Annotated in this window: 22 protein-coding genes; 13 read left to right on the top strand and 9 right to left on the bottom strand. The window is 55.1% G+C overall.

Features of this window, described 5'->3' with window-relative positions; translation table 11 throughout:
* Window positions 1-3 precede the first annotated feature (3 nt).
* The 9 genes from GSQ86_RS10475 to GSQ86_RS23890 all read left to right on the top strand — a co-directional run bounded on the left by GSQ86_RS10475 (window position 4) and on the right by GSQ86_RS23890 (window position 10,089).
* On the top strand, window positions 4-735 hold the full coding sequence (locus GSQ86_RS10475; protein ID WP_158749896.1) for an SDR family NAD(P)-dependent oxidoreductase: 732 nt from the start codon (window positions 4-6) through the stop codon (window positions 733-735).
* Window positions 736-1,025: 290 nt separating this feature from the next.
* On the top strand, window positions 1,026-4,202 hold the full coding sequence (locus GSQ86_RS10470; RefSeq protein WP_158749895.1) for an efflux RND transporter permease subunit: 3,177 nt from the start codon (window positions 1,026-1,028) through the stop codon (window positions 4,200-4,202).
* On the top strand, window positions 4,199-5,449 hold the full coding sequence (locus tag GSQ86_RS10465; RefSeq protein WP_158749894.1) for an efflux RND transporter periplasmic adaptor subunit: 1,251 nt from the start codon (window positions 4,199-4,201) through the stop codon (window positions 5,447-5,449). Before GSQ86_RS10470 ends, GSQ86_RS10465 begins: the two co-directional genes overlap by 4 nt.
* A gap of 39 nt (window positions 5,450-5,488) precedes the next feature.
* Entirely contained in the window at window positions 5,489-6,910 is a 1,422-nt protein-coding gene (locus GSQ86_RS10460) for an efflux transporter outer membrane subunit (RefSeq protein ID WP_158749893.1), read from the top strand.
* A 57-nt stretch (window positions 6,911-6,967) separates the two neighbouring features.
* Window positions 6,968-7,414, top strand: a complete 447-nt coding sequence (locus GSQ86_RS10455; RefSeq protein WP_158749892.1) for an Rrf2 family transcriptional regulator — start codon at window positions 6,968-6,970, stop codon at window positions 7,412-7,414.
* Between the two features lie 318 nt (window positions 7,415-7,732).
* Complete coding sequence (locus tag GSQ86_RS10450; RefSeq protein WP_158749891.1) at window positions 7,733-8,869, top strand: alkene reductase; 1,137 nt, start codon at window positions 7,733-7,735, stop codon at window positions 8,867-8,869.
* Window positions 8,870-8,992: 123 nt separating this feature from the next.
* Window positions 8,993-9,382, top strand: coding sequence for a tautomerase family protein (locus tag GSQ86_RS10445; RefSeq protein WP_158749890.1), 390 nt, complete (start codon window positions 8,993-8,995; stop codon window positions 9,380-9,382).
* Window positions 9,383-9,449: 67 nt separating this feature from the next.
* A complete protein-coding gene (locus tag GSQ86_RS10440; RefSeq protein ID WP_158749889.1) occupies window positions 9,450-9,815 on the top strand; it encodes a helix-turn-helix transcriptional regulator in 366 nt (121 codons plus the stop codon).
* Window positions 9,742-10,089 (top strand): NAD(P)-binding domain-containing protein, encoded by a 348-nt coding sequence (locus tag GSQ86_RS23890; protein WP_371720643.1) that lies wholly within the window; start codon window positions 9,742-9,744, stop codon window positions 10,087-10,089. The genes GSQ86_RS10440 and GSQ86_RS23890 overlap by 74 nt, the downstream gene beginning before the upstream one ends.
* A 216-nt stretch (window positions 10,090-10,305) precedes the next feature.
* Here GSQ86_RS23890 and GSQ86_RS10430 read toward each other — a convergent pair whose 3' ends face one another.
* The 3 genes from GSQ86_RS10430 to GSQ86_RS10420 all read right to left on the bottom strand — a co-directional run bounded on the left by GSQ86_RS10430 (window position 10,306) and on the right by GSQ86_RS10420 (window position 11,330).
* Complete coding sequence (locus tag GSQ86_RS10430) at window positions 10,306-10,566, bottom strand: VirB3 family type IV secretion system protein (protein ID WP_158749887.1); 261 nt, start codon at window positions 10,564-10,566, stop codon at window positions 10,306-10,308.
* 13 nt (window positions 10,567-10,579) lie between these two features.
* A complete protein-coding gene (locus GSQ86_RS10425) occupies window positions 10,580-10,906 on the bottom strand; it encodes a hypothetical protein (protein ID WP_158749886.1) in 327 nt (108 codons plus the stop codon).
* A gap of 208 nt (window positions 10,907-11,114) precedes the next feature.
* Window positions 11,115-11,330: a hypothetical protein gene (locus tag GSQ86_RS10420; protein WP_158749885.1), complete on the bottom strand. Its 216-nt coding sequence runs from the start codon at window positions 11,328-11,330 to the stop codon at window positions 11,115-11,117.
* Window positions 11,331-11,373: 43 nt separating this feature from the next.
* Between GSQ86_RS10420 and GSQ86_RS10415 the strand changes: the two genes are divergently transcribed.
* Complete coding sequence (locus GSQ86_RS10415) at window positions 11,374-11,670, top strand: helix-turn-helix domain-containing protein (protein WP_216841103.1); 297 nt, start codon at window positions 11,374-11,376, stop codon at window positions 11,668-11,670.
* 11 nt (window positions 11,671-11,681) lie between these two features.
* Here the strand turns inward: GSQ86_RS10415 and GSQ86_RS10410 are convergent, their stop codons facing one another.
* From GSQ86_RS10410 to GSQ86_RS10395, 4 genes are all read right to left on the bottom strand, one after another.
* Entirely contained in the window at window positions 11,682-12,284 is a 603-nt protein-coding gene (locus GSQ86_RS10410) for an RES family NAD+ phosphorylase (RefSeq protein ID WP_256366834.1), read from the bottom strand.
* A 41-nt stretch (window positions 12,285-12,325) separates the two neighbouring features.
* The gene (locus tag GSQ86_RS10405; protein WP_158749884.1) at window positions 12,326-13,009 is read right to left on the bottom strand and encodes a hypothetical protein; all 684 of its coding nucleotides are present in this window, start codon (window positions 13,007-13,009) and stop codon (window positions 12,326-12,328) included.
* A 143-nt stretch (window positions 13,010-13,152) separates the two neighbouring features.
* Window positions 13,153-13,761, bottom strand: coding sequence for an NADPH-dependent F420 reductase (locus GSQ86_RS10400; protein ID WP_158749883.1), 609 nt, complete (start codon window positions 13,759-13,761; stop codon window positions 13,153-13,155).
* A gap of 29 nt (window positions 13,762-13,790) precedes the next feature.
* On the bottom strand, window positions 13,791-14,663 hold the full coding sequence (locus tag GSQ86_RS10395; protein ID WP_158749882.1) for an NAD(P)H-binding protein: 873 nt from the start codon (window positions 14,661-14,663) through the stop codon (window positions 13,791-13,793).
* A 241-nt stretch (window positions 14,664-14,904) separates the two neighbouring features.
* Here GSQ86_RS10395 and GSQ86_RS10390 point away from each other — a divergent pair, with 241 nt between their 5' ends.
* The gene (locus tag GSQ86_RS10390) at window positions 14,905-15,675 is read left to right on the top strand and encodes an oxidoreductase (protein WP_158749881.1); all 771 of its coding nucleotides are present in this window, start codon (window positions 14,905-14,907) and stop codon (window positions 15,673-15,675) included.
* Between the two features lie 69 nt (window positions 15,676-15,744).
* Here the strand turns inward: GSQ86_RS10390 and GSQ86_RS10385 are convergent, their stop codons facing one another.
* On the bottom strand, window positions 15,745-16,353 hold the full coding sequence (locus tag GSQ86_RS10385; RefSeq protein ID WP_216841101.1) for a TetR/AcrR family transcriptional regulator: 609 nt from the start codon (window positions 16,351-16,353) through the stop codon (window positions 15,745-15,747).
* Window positions 16,354-16,630: 277 nt separating this feature from the next.
* Between GSQ86_RS10385 and GSQ86_RS10380 the strand changes: the two genes are divergently transcribed.
* Both GSQ86_RS10380 and GSQ86_RS10375 read left to right on the top strand, forming a co-directional pair.
* Window positions 16,631-16,999, top strand: a complete 369-nt coding sequence (locus GSQ86_RS10380; RefSeq protein ID WP_158749880.1) for a DoxX family protein — start codon at window positions 16,631-16,633, stop codon at window positions 16,997-16,999.
* Between the two features lie 167 nt (window positions 17,000-17,166).
* Window positions 17,167-17,496 carry a DUF1330 domain-containing protein gene (locus tag GSQ86_RS10375; RefSeq protein WP_158749879.1) on the top strand — a complete coding sequence of 110 codons (330 nt, stop codon included), beginning with the start codon at window positions 17,167-17,169 and terminating at the stop codon, window positions 17,494-17,496.
* 101 nt (window positions 17,497-17,597) lie between these two features.
* On the opposite strand, the gene GSQ86_RS23070 is transcribed toward GSQ86_RS10375, so the two are convergent.
* The coding region (locus GSQ86_RS23070; protein ID WP_216841100.1) for a hypothetical protein at window positions 17,598-17,836 on the bottom strand (239 nt) is incomplete at its 5' end.

Here is a 17,836-nt window from a genome sequence, read left to right as displayed (position 1 = left end):
TCAATGGGAAAATTAGACGGTAAGGTCGCGGTCATTACTGCGGCAACATCAGGAATGGCCTTGGCAACTGCCAAGCTATTTGTAGAGGAAGGCGCTTATGTGTTCATTACAGGCCGTCGCCAAGACAAGCTCGATGAAGCGGTCAAAGCGATTGGGCGCAATGTCACCGGCGTCCAGGGCGATGCATCCAAGCTGGCCGACCTTGATCGTCTCTACGAGATCGTCAAGAAAGAAAAGGGAAAAATCGACGTCCTTTTCGCAAGCGCAGGCCTCGGAGAGTTCGCGAAGATAGGTGAAGTCACCGAGGAACACTTCGATAAGCACTTTGATCTCAACGTTCGCGGCACCCTGTTCACCGTCCAAAAGGCGCTTCCGCTGTTCACCGACGGCGGATCGATCTTCTTGAATGGCTCGATTGCCAGCATCAAGGGCTTCCCGGCATTCAGCGTTTACAGCGCCACGAAGGCTGCCGTGCGATCTTTCGCTCGGACCTGGCTCGTAGATCTCAAGGAGCGCAACATTCGAGTGAATATCTTGAGTCCTGGGACCATTGATACTCCGATTCTGGATCCCTTGGGTCCGGATGCGAAGGCAATGTTCGCGTCGCTCGTGCCCCGTGGGGAAATTGGTCGTCCGGAGGAAATCGCCACGGTCGCTTTGTTCCTCGCATCGAACGACTCCAGCTTTGTGAACGGTATCGAGTTGTTCGTCGATGGCGGCACCGCTCAGATTTAACTCTTTATTACCTGGCGCTCGCCGCTTCAATCCGAAGCGGCGAGTCCCTGTCCTCGAAGTGAAGGCGAGTCCGCGATCCGCGATGAAAACGGCTCTATCTGAGCTTTTGTTTCTATCCACCGGCCAAGCGATTCCCTAGGCTCAAGTCCAATGACAGGCTTGGTGGCAACCTTAGCGTTGTGATGAGCTTCACGGTTTCGTCCACACGCAGCAAACCGTGCTCCATTTTGCATATTTCATAAACACATTTTGTCAACCTTTCAACGTTTACGTCTGATGGAGAACCTATCATGTGGATAGTAAAGCTCGCTCTGAAGCGCCCCTACACTTTCGTGGTTGCGGCAATCCTCATCTTGGTTCTCGGTGTCTCGTCGATCGCGACCACGCCGACTGACGTTTTCCCCAACATCGACATTCCAGTCGTCACCGTCATCTGGACGTATAACGGCCTTTCCGCAAAAGAAATGGAAGGACGGATCACAAACTTCAGCGAGTTTGTGATGGCAGTCGTCAACGATGTGAAGGCGATTGACTCGCAGACGATCAAGGGTGCGAGCGTCATCAAGATCTCTTTCCAGCCGCAAGTCCACATCGATGCGGCTATGGCGCAAGTAGGAGCCGCAGTGCAATCGATCAAGTTCCGAATGCCACCCGGAGTAAACCCACCTTGGATTCTCCGGTTCAGTGCGTCGACGGTGCCAATCATTCAAGTTTCGCTGTCGAGTGACACCCTTTCAGAGTCGGAACTGTACGACTACGGACTCTTCAGGATGCGTCAACAGCTATCGGTTGTCCCTGGAACACTTCTGCCGACTCCGTTTGGTGGTGTCGCGCGCCAGATCATGGTCGACCTGGATCAGAATGCACTTCTTGCGAAGGGGTTGAGCCCTGCGGACGTTGTAACGGCGATCAACGCGCAAAACCTAACGCTACCTTCCGGCTCCGCAAAGATTGGAACTCGGGAGTACAGCGTGAGCACAAACTCGAGTCCGATCGCGGCGCTCAGCCTCAATGATGTTCCGATCAAAACCATCAATGGCTCTCTGGTTTATATGCGTGATGTAGCGCACGTCCGCGATGGATGGTCGGTGCAGCAAAGCGTTGTCCGGGCGAATGGTAAGACGGCGGTCCTCATGCCCATCATGAAGACGGGCTCCGTTTCAACTCTGGATATCGTCAACCAAATCAAGAATGATGTCCTCCCTGCCTCTCGCGCCGCTGCACCTAAAGGTATGAAGATCAGCGAACTGTTCGATCAGTCGGTATTTGTTCGCGCCTCGATCAAGGGTGTGTTGCGAGAGGGGATCATTGCTGCCGGCCTTACTGCATTGATGATTCTTCTTTTCCTTGGAAGTTGGCGCAGCACGTTGATCATTGCGATTTCGATCCCCCTCTCCATCTTGAGTTCCATCATCATTCTCAGTGCCTTTGGGGAAACGATGAACACGATGACCTTGGGCGGACTCGCACTCGCCATCGGCATCCTGGTTGACGACGCAACAGTCACGATCGAGAACATCCACAGGCATATGGACGGTCAATCTCTTTATGAAGCTGTCCTCATAGGTGCGTCAGAGATCGCCGCTCCCACCCTTGTCTCTACTCTGACCATCTGCATAGTGTTTGTCTCTGTAGTGTTTCTGACCGGGCCAGCAAAGTACCTCTTCACTCCCATGGCGCTGGCGGTCGTCTTTGCGATGCTTGCTTCCTACATCCTCTCTCGGACGCTCGTTCCGGTCATGGCACATTTCTTGTTAGGAGCCGAGAATATCGCCGGACACGAAACAGGTGTAGAAGATAGCTCCCTGAACCGCGGTTTTTTCAGACGATTGCATGATCGTTTCAATGAAGGATATTCCTGGGTTCAGGACCGCTATACGAACACCCTACGGCTCGTGCTTGGCCACAAGCGGATTTCTCTCATTGCGTCGATTGCGATCATGTCTACCGCGTTCCTCATCCTTCCACTGGTTGGTCGTGACTTCTTCCCTGCCGTCGATGCTGGGCAAATCAGATTGCACGTGCGGGCCCAACCCGGGACTCGGGTCGAGACAACGAAGGTGCTTTTCAGCGAGGTTGAGGCGGAGATCAAAAAGACGATCCCACCTAAAGAGCTGGATCTCATGATCGACAACATCGGACTGACTCCAGAGACCTTTGACTACGCTTTCGGAGACGGCGCAACGATTAGCAGTGCCGACGGCGAGATCCTCATCTCGCTCGACGAGAAACACCACGGTCCCAGCGAGAAGTACGTAAAGAAACTTCGTTCTCAGTTGCAAAAGCAGTTTCCTGATCTCACGTTCTTCTTTCAACCGGCTGACATCGTCACGCAAATCTTGAACTTCGGACTACCGTCACCTATCGATGTGCAGGTTCAAGGGTACGACCCAGCGAACTACGATATCGCCCGCAAACTTCGGCAGCGCCTCGCCGGTGTCCAAGGTGCGGTCGATGTTCATCTGCACCAGGTCGTGGACGCACCAGATCTCCACGTTGACGTCGATCGTGTTCGCGCCGCGCAATTCGGTCTAACGCAAGAAGATGTGGCGAACAGCATTTATGTGTCCCTGGCGTCCAGCGTTGCGGTGCAACCAAACTTCTGGTTTGACCCTAAAACGGGCTTTACCTATTGGGTTGCCGCTCAAACGCCTCAACCGACCCTGAATTCCATCAATGCCCTACAGAACACTCCTATTCCGTTACGGACGATCAGCAACAGAAGTGAAGTGTTGGGCAACATGTCGACGATCACTCCAGCTGTGCTCCCCGTGAACGTGAACCATCACAATGGGCAGCCGGTCTTCGACATCTTTGCGAATGTCCAGGACAGCGACTTAGGATCGGTAGCCGCCCGAGTGAAACGGATTGTCGCTGAGGAGAGCAAAAACCTTCCTCCGGGAACGAAGATCATCGTGCGCGGGCAAGTCGAGAGTATGAATGAAGCTTTTACCCGGTTGGGTCTCGGTCTGACATTTGCCGCCCTCATGGTCTATCTGCTGATGGTGGTCAATTACCAGAGTTGGCTCGATCCCTTCATCATCATCTGTGCTCTTCCCGGTGCTTTCACAGGTATCGTCTGGGCACTGTTTCTCACACAGACGACCTTTAACGTGCCAAGTCTCATGGGCGCGATCATGTCCATCGGTGTCGCAACGGCGAATTCGATTCTTCTCGTCACGTTCGCAAATGAAGTCATGCGTGATAAGGGCGAGGTTCCTCTGGAGGCCGCCGTAACGGCAGGGTTTACGCGCCTTCGCCCGATCATTATGACGGCATTTGCCATGATCGTCGGAATGCTACCAATGGCCCTCGGACTCGGAGAAGGCGGTGAACAGAATGCGCCTCTGGCGCGTGCCGTCATTGGTGGCCTCACCGTTGCAACATTCGCCACTCTCTTCTTTGTTCCATTGATGTTCACCCTGATCCATGGACGTAACGCGAGCAGCCAACAGGAGGCAGCATGACGCAGCAGACTATGAATACTTCCACGCAGGCAACCAGTAAGAGATCTGCCATTGTCGTCCGGGTAATCGGTGCGGTCGTCCTTGTTCTCGTTCTCGTCGCTATCGGCATCTTTCCGCGATTCGCACGGGACCGCGAAGCGTTGGCAGCTGTGAACGAGGCAGCTGCTACCCACCCAGTGGTCGGCATTACTCACCCCGCGAAGGGAGAGCCCACGTCCGAGCTTTTTCTACCTGGAAACATTCAACCGTTGTACACGGCGAATCTGTATGCCCGGATCGACGGTTATGTCGAACGCCGGAACGTCGACATTGGCAGCAAGGTGAGAGCCGGCGAGCTCCTCGCGGTGATCTCCGCCCCTGAAGTTGATCAGCAACTGCTCCAGGCTCGGGCAGCGTTCGCACAGGCGCAGGCATCGGTTCTGCAGGCCAAAGCCGCCCTTGGGCAAGCGAAGGCGAACGTGGAATTAAGCCGCCTGACCAAGGAACGGGATGTTCCGCTCGGAGAGCAACATGCCATCTCGCAGCAAGTCGTGGATGCGGCTGTACAGACATTCGACGCACGGGTTGCTGATGTAGCAGCCGCGGAAGCCAACGTCACAGCCGCCGAAGCGAATGTGACAGCAAACAGTGCCAACGTGAGCCGGTTGCAACAGATCCAAGGGTTCGAGCGTATCGTCGCTCCCTTTTCCGGTGTGATTACCGCTCGAAACATTGAACGAGGAGACCTGGTGAGCACGGGTAAAGATGCACCGAAGCCGTTGTTCAGCATTGCCCAAAGCGACACGCTGCGCATTCAAATCGATGTGCCGCAGTCTGAGGCGATGAACATTGCCAATGGACAGACTGTCTCGCTGGATGTCAAAGAACGCTCGGGTAAGAAGTACACGGGCACGATTATCCGGAACGCGACGTCTTTGGACGGAGCGGCGAGAACGATGTTGACTGAAGTCCAGGTCGACAATCGCGACGGATCGCTTCTAGCCGGTATGTACGCGCAAGTGAAGTTCACCCTTCCTCAGCAGCGCCAGTCCACCATCATTCCAACTAGCTCGCTGGTAATTGATCATGCCGGTACCCATGTGGTGACAGTAAGTGCGGACCATACCATCCACTTCCTCCCCGTGGTAATAGGGAAAGATTTGGGCACCACGATTGAGGTTATCGGCGGGCTTCAGGGCAATGAGGCGCTTGTTACCACGCCGAACGACCTGCTGACTGAGGGCGAACATGTCGAGATTCGCAATTAGCGGTGCGCACCACGGATTAGACCAATGAGGGCAGCAGGCATGAAAAAGACACTTCAATCGACGACGTTACTCGCGGGCCTTCTCCTCATAGTGGGATGCAAAGCTGGTCCCAACTACAAGCGCCCCACCGTCTCTACACCGGCCGATTTTCGTGGAGCGCTTGCACCCGAGATCGCCGCCGGAGGAACGACGACCATTGCCGATCAGCAGTGGACCTCCATCTTTGGCGATCCCGCGCTCCAGTCCCTCGTAAAGGAAGCCTTAGATAACAACCTGGACCTTAAAATCGCCGCAGAACGAGTTCTTGAAGCTCAATCTCAGCTCGGTATCGCTCGTTCCCAGCAATATCCGAGTGTGAGCGCGGGAGGATCCTATTCTGCGCTCCAGCTTCCTGCTTCGTTTGCAACCAAGAACTCCGACGGATCGAAGAGTGCCACGTTCTTCGATGGCGGAGGACCGAGTGCCTCGGCGGCTTGGAACTTGGACTTCTGGGGCCTCTATCGACGTCAGTCTGAAGCGGCTCGGGCTGACCTGCTGGCGACTGGTTGGGCACAGCGGGCTACTCGGGTTGCGATTGTCGAAGACGTGGCCGAAGCCTACTTTCAGCTTAGGAGCCTCGACGCGCAACTGGAGATTACAAACAAGACAATCGGAGCAAGAACCGATTCCCTGAAATTGGTTGTGACGCTTCAGAAGTACGGTGCCGGATCCCTCGCCGACACCCGGCAGGCAGAGGAGCTCCTTCATGCAGCGGAAGCAAATCTGCCTGAGCTTCGCAGACAGATCGCGCTTCAAGAGAACATACTGAGCCTGCTCCTTGGACGTAATCCTGGAGACGTGACCCGCGGATTATCTGTCGGAGAGCAACCGCATCCGGCACAGGTGCCCGTGGGTGTTCCCTCGGAATTGCTCGAACGCAGACCCGACATCCAACAGGCTGAGCAGCGCCTTATTGCGGCAAACGCCAGGATCGGCGTCGCCAAAGCTCAGTTCTTCCCCAACATCTCGCTAAGCAGCCTCGGAGGAGCGGCTAGCAGTCAGCTCCAGTCTGTCCTCTCCGGTAAGAGCACCTATTGGTATGCTGCCGCTTCGCTCTCAGAACCCGTCTTTGACGGGGGAAGGATTCGAAGCAACTACCACCTATCGCAACAACAGCAGCAAGAGATGCTCTTGGAGTACAGAAAGACCATCCTGAATGCCCTCAAAGATGTGTCAAGTTCTCTAGCAAGCTACCGCGAAGTTCGAGAACGCAGAAGCTCCAAGGCACAGCAGGTCGAATCAGCAACGGATGCCGTCCGTCTGGCAAGGATTCGGTACTCTGGCGGTGACACCAGCTATCTTGAGGTGCTCACAACCGACACTGACCTGTACGAGGCGCAGTTGAGCCTTTCTCAGGCTCAAGAGGTTGAGGCGCTTTCTATAGTCCAGCTTTATGTTGCGCTCGGAGGGGGATGGAAATAGCGCCATGGATCCAAACGCTTGAATCTTGAACGATAATGTGAGCATCATAAACACATTATGGCAACGACGAGCTTTCAGTTCTCAGTGGCTGCACACATCATGACGGCGTTAGCCGATCACAACGACGAGCATGTGAACTCCGCGTTTTTGGCGGAAAGCGTCAACACTGAGCCCACATTCGTCCGGAAATCGCTCTCCAAGCTTGTGAAGGCTGGTCTTGTAGTGGCGACACGTGGCAAGCACGGATTCTGTGTGCTGGCTCGCCCAGCAGCGGCGATCACGCTCGCTGATATCTACCGAGCAAGCGAAGCACCGGCAACATTCGCGGTACATAACTATCCAGTGGAGAAGACCTGCCGTACGAGTTCGAACATCAAGAAGATCATGCTGGATATCCTGCCTGAAGCGCAGAACAGTTTCGAACAGGTCCTTGCGAGAACCACTCTCGCAGACATGGTCCAACGAGTCAGACTTCCAGGTAAACAGACGCGTCAAGCCAAGTAGCTGAAATCCGCAAAAGTAGCTTTTTGTTGCTATATCGTGCGGCACCGTCTGTCTACGCTTGCCTCATGCCAACGCATAGCAATTCGCAACCGACACACCGCTTGTGGCTCCCTTTTGGGTCCATGGCCGCTTGAGAAAGGAGATGGAGAAAATGATGGATCTTATTGTGCTTTTGTACATCACATTCATGCATGCACTACGCCGCGGTGCTCAGTTCTCTCGACCTCTGGCTAGGGCGAACATGCAGTGCAGTCGTTGCTAGCCCTGAACAGAATTTGAAACACAACACACTTAGCGACACCCCAAGAAGGAGTTTTTATGAGCACGTCAAAGCTATTCTCAAAAGTATCGGTTGGTCCCTTTACGTTGGCACATCGCGTCGTGATGGCGCCGATGACTCGCATGCGGTCGAACCCGGACGACACCGTGAGCGACATCATGGTGGAGCACTACGGGCAGCGGGCATCCAAGAATGCCCTCTTGATTATGGAAGGCTCTGTGGTCTCGCCAAAAGGCAACTCCTATCAGGGCGCTCCTGGCATCCATGACGATCGCTTCATTCCGGGGTTCAAAAAGATCGCGGATGCCGTCCACGCAAAGGGCGGCTTGATCTTCGCTCAGCTCTATCATGGTGGTCGAGTGTCGCACTTTTCACTGCAGCCCAACGGTGAAGCACCTGTGGCACCTTCTGAAGTCCCATTTACCGGGCATGCAGCAACACGCGAGGGCGAGGTCGTTGCTTCTCCCGCGCGCGCCCTGGAGCTTGGAGAGATTGCCGGCGTGGTTGAAGAGTTTCGGGCAGCGGCTGAGCGCGCCAAGAAAGCAGGATTCGACGGCATAGAGCTTCACAGCGCAAATGGCTACCTCCTCGATCAGTTTCTGGAGGACACCTCTAACAAACGCACCGACGCATACGGGGGTTCCCTCGAAAACAGAACGCGGTTCCTGCTTGAGGTTGTCGCGGCGGCAGTATCAGTGTGGGGACCGGGTCGAGTGGGTGTCCGCGTCACACCGAGCGGTGAATTCAACGAAATGGGCGACAGCAACCCGGACGCCCTCTTCAGTTACTTGGCGGGTCGTCTGAATGAATTTGAGCTCGCGTGGTTTCACGTCGTCGAGCCCCGCATCGTCGGTGACCATTCGAAAGAAGACGCCGACAAGATGGCTCCTATCGCGTCCGCACACCTTCGCAAAGTCTACAAGGGCACTCTCATCGCAGCTGGTGGCTTCAATCGTGAAAGTGCTGAGGCGATCCTCGAACGCGGCGAAGCGGACCTTGTTGCGTTTGGCCGGTTCTACTCCGCGAATCCAGACCTCCCCGAACGTCTGAAGAACAACCTTCCGCTAAACAAGTACGATCGCTCGCGCTTCTACGGCGGCGATGCGCGCGGCTACAACGATTACCCGTTCTATCAAGAGTCGGTCGCTGCGGCATCCTCCGCCGGCAGCCACTAGCCCGCTATGGGACCAGTTCTCCTAAATGGAGGACTGTCCCTAGAGGAATTCCGCAGAGGAGGTTCGCGTCTCGGGCCTCTATGTCCATGGGTACTTCCACAGTTCGATGAATCAGGAGTCTTTATGCCACTCGTTCGCGTAACGCTGCTCAAAGGAAAATCGCCCGAATACCTGGACGCCGTCTCCAAGGGGATCTACGATGCCCTCGTTAAGTCGTATGCCATGCCCGAGGGAGATCACTTTCAGATCTTCGAACTGAAGGAACCCAGTGAGTTACGGTTTGATCGCAACTTCGTCACGAAGGTGCCGCGCTCTGATGACTTCATGATCGTGAACATCAAGGCAGACGCTCGACGTGTCGGCGAGAAGGACGCTCTCTACGCCAGTATCGCGGAGAACCTTTCGAAGAGTCCGGGTATTAATCCGCAGGACATTTTCGTCTCCCTCGATGTGAACACCTACCTCGAAGACTGGTCGTTCGGAAACGGCCTCTCCGCAGCGAAGGCTTACTAACGCGTTCAGACGGGCACCATCGCGGATGGTGCCCGTCCGTTCGTCGAACATCCCACCGGAGACCGCTATGCCGCGATTGCAGCAAGCATTGAGCCTTACGCAAGTGCATTTGATCTCCCGCGCCATCGCGGATGAAACGCGATTTCAGATACTCGAGCTGATTTATCGGGACGGTCCAATGATCGTCGGCAGCATCTCGGGTCAACTTTCTGTGACCGCCGCGACCGCATCGCACCGTGTTCGCGAACTCGCGAGGGCCGACCTCATCTCTGTGACGAAAGATCGCCAGTATCGCTTGCTGACGGGCCGCCCTTCGACATGGCGGGCCTATCTTTCCGAACTTTCGAATCTCGCTGGCGATGCACCGCCATCCCAAGACCCACTCCAAATCGCAGTTGCCGAACATACTTGTATCTCCAGGCTTCCGTGTTGAACCTTGGGTCAAATCCAGGCTGCGCCTCCGATCAAGACTTGTACAGACCTCATCAGAAGGAGAACTACTAATGACAATTGGAATGATTGGTGCGGGATCGGTAGCGATGGCATTTGCCCGTTACCTGTTGGCTTCGGGGCACGAGGTAGAGCTCAGCAATAGCCGCGGCCCGGACACCCTTGCGAGGCAGTTGAGTGAACTCGGTTCGCGTGCGCGGGCTGCATACTCCTTCCGGCGAGGAAGAGAGAAGCCAGTCATGACGCGGGTGTACTGATAGAGACAGGCTCCCGGAGGCAGGCCACGTAGCGACGCTTCCACCCCACGAACACGAACGTCCAAGTCCTCGTCGGTCCTGCTCTCTTCGTCGATCCCAACCAGGGAGAAGAGGCAACCGTATCCGCCGCCCTTGAGCGCGAAGATATTTTCGCTAACGAAGTGTGACAGCGGCATGATCCCTGTCGCTGCTCCGGCTTTCGTGAACCACGGTGCGTTATTTTCGCGGGTCATAGTAGCTCCTCTGCTTTAGGCTCAGAGACCAGAGTTGAAACATCTTGGGGTGCTTGCGAACAACCAGCCACGCGCCGATTAGCAGCGCGGGAAAGCTGAAGATGGCGAGCCATTTGAAACCGGCGAGGAAAACCGTCACCGTGACGAAGACAATGGACATCCACGCTGACAGTTCGAGACCTAACTTGGTCCTGGGTCGATTCAGTGCGCCATTGATTGGTGACGGTTCTCCACGCCTGGTCATGTCGATGCACCTCCTACATCGACTGTCCGGTCAGAGAGCCGATCCAACCGGCTCCCCAGCCGAGCACTCCGGCGCCGAACAGCGCGCCAAAGAGTCCTGGGATAGCGTCCTGAAATCGTCCGCTCATCATGCGGATTCCGGCGAAGATGAGTCCGCCGAAACAGATGACGGCGCCTGCGTATACAGCGAAGGTTTTGAAGGTTCCCATAAGCGTTTGAGCTCCTGAGAAGTCCATCGTTCCTTGTGCGTGCGCTACGCTGGCAACGGACAAGCTGAGAATCGCGGGCAACAGAGCTCGAAGCAAACGGGCTGTAGCTCTTTTGAGCGAGCCTCCGGGCATCGCATTCGAGCAACTGAATTTAATAGGTTGGTTGAGTCGAAAGGGCAACCGAACGGAGGTTCGATCCGATCGGAGTATGGGAAGATGATGAGCCAATGTGCACCTCCGCTGATTGCGTTCATCAGCATGGCGCAAACCTAGAATCATTCCCCACTACGAGTCCAATAACTCTCCGTATTGCTGTTATTCCGTACAGGAATAGCAGGACTCAATCGGTATACGTCTTGAGCACTTCTGGAGTCCCTACACCTGTCCGAATCAGTGCGGCTTTGTGAACCGCACGGCTCTCGTATGCGCTCGAAAAGGATGTTCCGTCGGTGAACTCGATCATGATCTCGACACTGTCGCAGTTCGTTGCGTGCAGCTTGAGGGAGCGTATCGTCTTACCTACGACCTCTGGACAATCGATGATTGGAGAAGACATTCTCTAAACCTCGTACCACCATTCTGTTTCCTATTAGGAAACGATGCAAGGGCCTACCCACACTAGGGGAATGGTCCAGCCTGCGGAGGGTGAAACTCGGAAGTCTCGCAAGGCGAGGACGGTGCCGTATCAGGCGCGCTACAACGGCTTTTTGGCAAAGCTAATCAGGGCAAGAGAAGAAGCGGGGCTCACCCAGAGAGACGTAGCCGAGCGGCTTGGCATGTTTCATTCGTGGATATCGAAGACTGAGTCCGGCGACCGGCGCCTGGATGTGATGGAACTCATTCTGCTCGCTGATCTCTATGGAAAAAACCCGCAATACTTCCTTGAAACCGAATAGCTCGCACTCGATTACGGCGTCAATAGTACGCCCAGCCGCTGCGCGAGCATAAGGATTTCTACCGTCGCACTGCCATCCGAGAGAAGTAATGGTGTTGGCAAACCGCTCGGGTTCAATACATGCCCCTTGAGGCGGTCTTCAAACAGGACGAGAGCTCGCGCGGGATCGGCTTGGCGAGATGTCCAGGTGAGACCTTCGGCGTCCGGACATTGATCGTGCAATGCCCGGGCCCACGCGCGAGCTTCCGGATACTGCGATCCATCGCACTCGATCAGGTCTTTTCGAGAGATCCCGAGCTTACGCAAAGGGACGGCCGACAAGTCGATTAGGGCTAGGTCTCGGCTGAGGGTCAGTTGCGACCACACTTTCCCGACCACATGCGTCGCCTTGGACCACATCTTCGGCCCGGCAACAAAAGGCACATCGTGGAAGACGGTCTCCATCAACGCGCAATCCAGAGTCGTCCCCGCATAAAGAGTGGGAATAACCGCTCCTGCGGTGTCAGCAAGCGGGCTGAATCTGGCATTTCCAGTGGACGAAGGGTTGAACTCCACGGCGCCATACGCATCCGAGTGAACGCGGTAGACGGTCTCACCCTTACCCCAGGAAAGGATGGTTGCGTCGAGTTTGCCAGTCGGAGTCTTGATAACCGCTCCTACCCATGCTGAATGCCTGCGGCCTCGATCTCAGCGGCTCGCAGGACTTCCTGAGGTTTCGACTTAAGGAGGTCTTTTGGCATTTTGTTATGAAGGTAGGAGTTCACGCTCCCGAACCAGAACGCCTTCTGCCAATCATCCTTGTCGGCAAGGATGCTCAGGACCTTCTCCATGACCGGAAGAGGACGCGCGCCCTCCTTGAACTCCAACGCATAGATCGGGTAGAGGTCAGCGCCTTTATATGGAACCGCGAAGATCAACCCGGCTTTCTTCCAGCGATTCGGCTGGGAACTTGGATTCGTCTTGCTGAAATGGGCGGCGTCGGCGATGTCGGCAGCCTTGGCAAAATCCTTGCTCTCAACGATGCCCTGAATGGCCTGCGCAAACATGCCGGCCTCGATGAGCCGGTTCGGGCTGAGGGGAACATCCGGGGTCAGAGCCTCGACGAGCGCCTTCCAGCGGTCTTCCTGTTTCGCGTCCAAGAGCAAGTCGATCAGTTCTGATGCTTGACGGAGAGTATCGAACCTGGCTTTGGTGCGCTGGTCGTCATCCTTGCCGCTGGAGACAAACACGAGCGCACGAGCTGCAATGTTCTTGAGACGGGGTGCGATCTCCTGCGCCTCGCCTTCCTGAACGTCCCAATGCTGATGCCGAGTCGGATTCGTGAGAGCACTAGAGGGCATGATGCTTCCTCCTATGCGATATAGATTATCATATCTCATCATAATCCACATCGCATGCTTCCAATTCTCAAGTAGTGCTAAACGCGTTTGCCAGGAGCGATCACCAGTTTTTTCTTACGGTATTTGGTCTACTAGCGATTCGTTTAAAGAATCAACCTCTCGTTGAAGATCAACCTCACGCCAGCAAGCGAGCCTCCAAGTTGCTGGAGTCGTCCTCCGATTTCAAGCGAACCGAGATCAAGAGGTTCGAAGCCAATTTGGTTGATGAGATCACTGACGGGTTTCTTAGCCCCAGCATCATCACCGGACATGAAAAGAACCGTACGTGGCTTCGAAACAGTAAAGTCCGATATCCACGCCATGGGAACTGAGTTGAAAGCCTTGACCATCTTAGCTCCTCGCGCATGGTTTGCGACGATCTCGCTCGAAGTGGGCCCTGAGATATCTCCAAGGCTGAACGGATTCATGCTTGCAATTCGATTGGTCGCGTCGACTAGGACACGTCCCCGCCAATCGGAGACAGAGGCGAGTGCCGCTTTGACGTGCGGCCACATGACCGCGAGTATGACAATGTCTTGCTCTGCGGCTTGCTGAGGCGTTGCTGCCTCCGCGCCGGGGCCTAACTCCTTCACCACTTTGGCGAGAGACTCTGGGCCGCGAGTGTTGCTCAACAACACCCGATGGCCGATAGGCAAAACGTGCTTTGAGATGGTCTGGGCAACACCACCGGCTCCGATAAATCCGATTCGCATACTGTCTCCTTTACCCTTCGATCGCGAAATTAGGCTGTGATGTAGTGCTTGCGGAAGAAATCTGTCGGAGAGGTTGGCTTGTGACCTATGAGGGTTTCCAAATCATTGGTTTCCTCAGCCCACTCATTGGTATTCATTCCGTGTACCCATCCCTTTGCGAAATCCACGACAAACGCAGGCCAGCCCTCAGCAGCCTTGATCTGGGTGTATTCCTCCTCAGAGACAGCCCTGTACGGAACCTTTTTGCCTGTGACCTCAGAAAGAGTGGTTGCAATTTCGGCGAAGCTGATAGCTGGGTTTCCGGTCAAACGGTAAGTCTTGCCCTCGTGACCAATGCCAGCCAGGATCGCGGCATGAGCCGCTCCCAAATCATCACGAGTAGCTGCGGTGAACTTACCGTCGCCAGTCGGGACTAACACGCCTGTTTCGTGCGCCCTTTGCCCGATGTAGAAATGGATGTTATCGAGGAACGGCGGATGCTCCGCGAAGGTGTAGGCGAGCCCTGATGCAAGAATCTTCTTCTTGGTGAAGATGTCTTCCTCCGTGATCTCTTTCATCGTGAAGGCCGAATTTGGTTTGCGCATGATTGGCATGGACACCAAGTGATTCACCCCAGCCTTCACCGCTGCCTTGATCGCGTTCGAATGAGCAGTATTGCGATCCGTAAACGCATGCGTGGCGGTCAACATGAGCTTGTCGATTCCGACAAAAGCACGATCGAGTGCTTCCGGATCGAGGTAGTCTCCCTGCCTCAACTCGATACCCTTGGCGGTCAAGTCTTCTGCCTTCGAAGGATCGCGGACTAGGCCAACCAATTGATTGGCTGACTTGTGCTTAAGCAAGTGGAGAAGTGTATGCCTACCGACGACGCCGCTAGCGCCCGTAACTAAGATTTTTCCCAATGTGGTGGACCCTCACTTATCAGAATTCCTCAATTCCGTATCTTTCGGTTCAGATGTCTAATCACGGCGCATAGATTCAAAATTGCTCTTGGTTTGCGGGTCGCTATTGGAGAATCAGTCTGCATCGGCAAATCACGCGAAAAGTTGAATCCGAAAATCCTAGCGCTACATCTGAATCGATAGGTTCTGATATCTCAAGCCTATGACCTATCACATTGCTTATCCAGGAGAGAAGAAAAGTATGTCGAATTCAGCTATTGATCTATCGAAAGAGTTCGCGGGTCGCCGCGCTCTGATTACTGGAGGTTCCCGAGGTATCGGTGCCGCCATCGCACAGCGACTCCTTGATGGCGGCGCTAAGGTCGCAGTTGTCGCGCGCAACCGACATGAGCAAACGCCTGCGGGCGCTACGTTCATCAAGGGCGACATCCTCACGCTCGAGGGTTGCAAACAGCTCGTTGAAGAGTCCATCAAGGCCCTTGGTGGACTGGACATCCTGGTCAACAATGCCGCGGAGGCAAAGCTGGTATTGCCAAACTCCGAAGCCATCTCGGATGAGCTTTGGCAGCGGACGATTTCATCGAACCTATTGTCAGTAGTCCGCGTGACGAACGCGGCGTTGCCGGCATTGAAGGAGTCCACTCAGGGTTCTATTTTGAACATCTCTTCCGGCAGCGATCTCCCTGGCAACGGGCCTTTGGTTCATTACGGCGCGAGCAAGGCGGCGATGAACTACTACACGAAGGCTATGGCGAAGGAATTGGGCGCTGCTCACAAGATTCGCGTGAACATCGTCACTCCTGGTGGCGTAGAAACGCCGGGCGGCGACATCATCCGCAACGAGCTCATGGCCGCGATGGGCGCCCCGCCGGAGGCTGCTGCTCAGATGATTCCGCTAGGGCGCCTCGGCATCCCTTCAGACATCGCTGAAGCTTCGGTTTTTCTGCTTTCGCCGCGTGCTATCTGGATCACAGGCCAGAACTTCCACGTGAACGGCGGTTTCGCGTTCTAAGTACACTTCTGCTGAAAAGGGCTCACGAGCAGTTGCTCGTGAGCCTTTTCGTTGAAGCTGCTCCAGACCTTAATACGACATGTTGCGGAGGGCGATATCGACGACTTTTGTCAGCTCAGCTCTTGTTGCTCCACTCGCCGCCTGAACACCAAGGCCCTGAATAATCGTTGCGACATACTTGGTCAAGGCAGCTGCATCAACATCCGTGCTCAGGTCACCCGACTTTTTCGCCTGCTCGAAGCGCTTGCGCGCGCGACCTTCGCCGCTCCTCCTTCCTTCGATGAGCCATTGCTTGATGGGATTCGCTTCGTCACCGACGGCCAATGCTCCGTGAACCGACAAGCATCCTTTTGGATTACCCGGCGTAGAAAGGAAATCGACGGTCCTGCGCAAGGCAGCTTCTATGACTTCTCGGATCGTTGGCTTCTCTAGCGCCTGGTGCATGTGAGTCTGGTAGACATCGATGTACCGTTTAAAGGCTTGCTTGAAGAGTTTTTCCTTATTGCCAAACGCAGCCCACATGCTCGAACGGTTGATTCGCATGGCGTCGGTCAGATTGCTCAAGGTAGCCCCCTCGTACCCTTTCTCCCAAAACACACGCATCGCCGCGTCCAGCGCGGCCGTCGTGTCGAACCCCCTTGGGCGGCCCATCTTCGAATTGTCTATCGTCTTCGCCATGGCTGTTTATTGGATACACATCTGAACCAAAAGGATTATAAGTTCTGAGTCGATGTGAAGTGCTGAGAGGTCGGCTTGTCGTCAGGAATGAAAACTGAAGAGCGTTCCAGTTATCCACCTGACCTACGCGTCGTGGGTCTCCGTCGTTTGTAGGTACGAGGGAAGCAGGGCCAGAATGGCAACAGCGTTGCCAGATTTAGTGAAGCAGCTACCACGCTATGCTATCGTCAAGCCATCGGCACCAAGCCCATCACTGATACGCGGAGATCTCTTCTCCATGAACATCCTATTGTGGGTTCTCCAAATCGTCACCGCGCTTCTCTACGCTGCCTCGGGCTTGATGAAGCTCTTCTTCTTCGACAAAGTCACTAAGGACGTCCCATCCTTCGGCGTACTTCCGCGCCCCGTTTGGACAGCCCTCGGCATTCTGGAACTTCTGGGCACCATTGCACTCATCCTCCCTGGCTTACTGAAGTCATACACAGGGCTCACTGCCATTGCCGCAGTCGTTCTTTGTTTCGAAAGCCTGTTATTCATTTGGGTTCACATAAAGTACACCGAGAAGACGCCCATCGTCATGAGCGTTGTCCTCGGTGTTGTCATGGCTTTTATCGCGTACGGTCGCTTCGCCCTTAGTCCGCTCTAGCGCTCAACGATCGGTCCTTACGAGTCGGCTTGATCGTCTGTGATCGATAATGACCGCGATCGCGAATCGTGAGAATGCTCTATCACCCGGGTGTGAACGGAACTCGGGCTCCGATATCCTTACGGATAGAAGTGTCACCGAACCAGGCGAGCCAAGAAGGAGAAGCCATGCCCGCTTATCTGATTTCACTGTGCAGAGACGTTACCGACCGGAAGCGCCTCGAAGATTACTGGGCCAATGTTGCGCCATCGTTTGAGGGAGTTGAAGCCAAGCCTCTTGTCGCCTATGCGCCGTTCGAGGTTCTTGAAGGCAATGGTGGTGTGCTAGGGGTCGTCCTGTTTGAATTTTCTTCGATGGAAGAGGCACGGCATTGGTACGCGAGCCCTGCCTATCAGGAAGTGAAGAAGCGTCGCGAGGGGGCAGCGAACTTTGATCTAATCCTCGTGGAAGGTAAGATTGTGCCGGCCGCAGAGCGAATGCCGAAGTCCAGTTTCTGAATCGCCGCAGAACAATTCTCGCCGCGCGCGACGCGGAGTGTAGTCATGTTCTTGGGATGTCGGATTTACGGTGATCGCCCCACTCCCGCGAAGACCGTTTTTCAGTAACCATCCGCCTTCGCGAGAGTGGTGGTAAACAAATGTTGTTCGGAGGGATTCGTATGGGCCTTGGTCGCCGCACCTTTCTTCGCAACGGGTTCTTCTCGCTTTCCGCTTTCGGATTCGCTTCTTCCGGTATTGCGGAGCCGGAGCAGCCGGACTCTTTCGTTGTCCCGGCGGGCAAGTGCCGCATCGACGGTTCGTGGTGAACCATCATTCTTCGATAAGATTTCTGGTGCCG

It is taken from the genome of Acidobacterium sp. S8 (assembly GCF_009765985.1).
Lineage (GTDB): Bacteria > Acidobacteriota > Terriglobia > Terriglobales > Acidobacteriaceae > Alloacidobacterium.
Note: the sequence above shows the minus strand (reverse complement) of the source record. Positions and strands in the feature narration are given on the sequence as shown.

Coding starts and splice junctions, on each gene's coding strand:
- GSQ86_RS10455 (WP_158749892.1), top strand. CDS start 6,968: ATGGCAACGACGAGCTTTCAGTTCTCAGTGGCTGCACACATCATGACG.
- GSQ86_RS10390 (WP_158749881.1), top strand. CDS start 14,905: ATGTCGAATTCAGCTATTGATCTATCGAAAGAGTTCGCGGGTCGCCGC.
- GSQ86_RS10475 (WP_158749896.1), top strand. CDS start 4: ATGGGAAAATTAGACGGTAAGGTCGCGGTCATTACTGCGGCAACATCA.
- GSQ86_RS10400 (WP_158749883.1), bottom strand. CDS start 13,761: ATGCGAATCGGATTTATCGGAGCCGGTGGTGTTGCCCAGACCATCTCA.
- GSQ86_RS10470 (WP_158749895.1), top strand. CDS start 1,026: ATGTGGATAGTAAAGCTCGCTCTGAAGCGCCCCTACACTTTCGTGGTT.
- GSQ86_RS10415 (WP_216841103.1), top strand. CDS start 11,374: ATGCAAGGGCCTACCCACACTAGGGGAATGGTCCAGCCTGCGGAGGGT.
- GSQ86_RS10425 (WP_158749886.1), bottom strand. CDS start 10,906: ATGCCCGGAGGCTCGCTCAAAAGAGCTACAGCCCGTTTGCTTCGAGCT.
- GSQ86_RS10445 (WP_158749890.1), top strand. CDS start 8,993: ATGCCACTCGTTCGCGTAACGCTGCTCAAAGGAAAATCGCCCGAATAC.
- GSQ86_RS10450 (WP_158749891.1), top strand. CDS start 7,733: ATGAGCACGTCAAAGCTATTCTCAAAAGTATCGGTTGGTCCCTTTACG.
- GSQ86_RS10440 (WP_158749889.1), top strand. CDS start 9,450: ATGCCGCGATTGCAGCAAGCATTGAGCCTTACGCAAGTGCATTTGATC.
- GSQ86_RS10430 (WP_158749887.1), bottom strand. CDS start 10,566: ATGACCAGGCGTGGAGAACCGTCACCAATCAATGGCGCACTGAATCGA.
- GSQ86_RS10465 (WP_158749894.1), top strand. CDS start 4,199: ATGACGCAGCAGACTATGAATACTTCCACGCAGGCAACCAGTAAGAGA.
- GSQ86_RS10385 (WP_216841101.1), bottom strand. CDS start 16,353: ATGGCGAAGACGATAGACAATTCGAAGATGGGCCGCCCAAGGGGGTTC.
- GSQ86_RS10405 (WP_158749884.1), bottom strand. CDS start 13,009: ATGCCCTCTAGTGCTCTCACGAATCCGACTCGGCATCAGCATTGGGAC.
- GSQ86_RS10375 (WP_158749879.1), top strand. CDS start 17,167: ATGCCCGCTTATCTGATTTCACTGTGCAGAGACGTTACCGACCGGAAG.
- GSQ86_RS10460 (WP_158749893.1), top strand. CDS start 5,489: ATGAAAAAGACACTTCAATCGACGACGTTACTCGCGGGCCTTCTCCTC.
- GSQ86_RS10420 (WP_158749885.1), bottom strand. CDS start 11,330: ATGTCTTCTCCAATCATCGATTGTCCAGAGGTCGTAGGTAAGACGATA.
- GSQ86_RS23890 (WP_371720643.1), top strand. CDS start 9,742: ATGCACCGCCATCCCAAGACCCACTCCAAATCGCAGTTGCCGAACATA.
- GSQ86_RS10380 (WP_158749880.1), top strand. CDS start 16,631: ATGAACATCCTATTGTGGGTTCTCCAAATCGTCACCGCGCTTCTCTAC.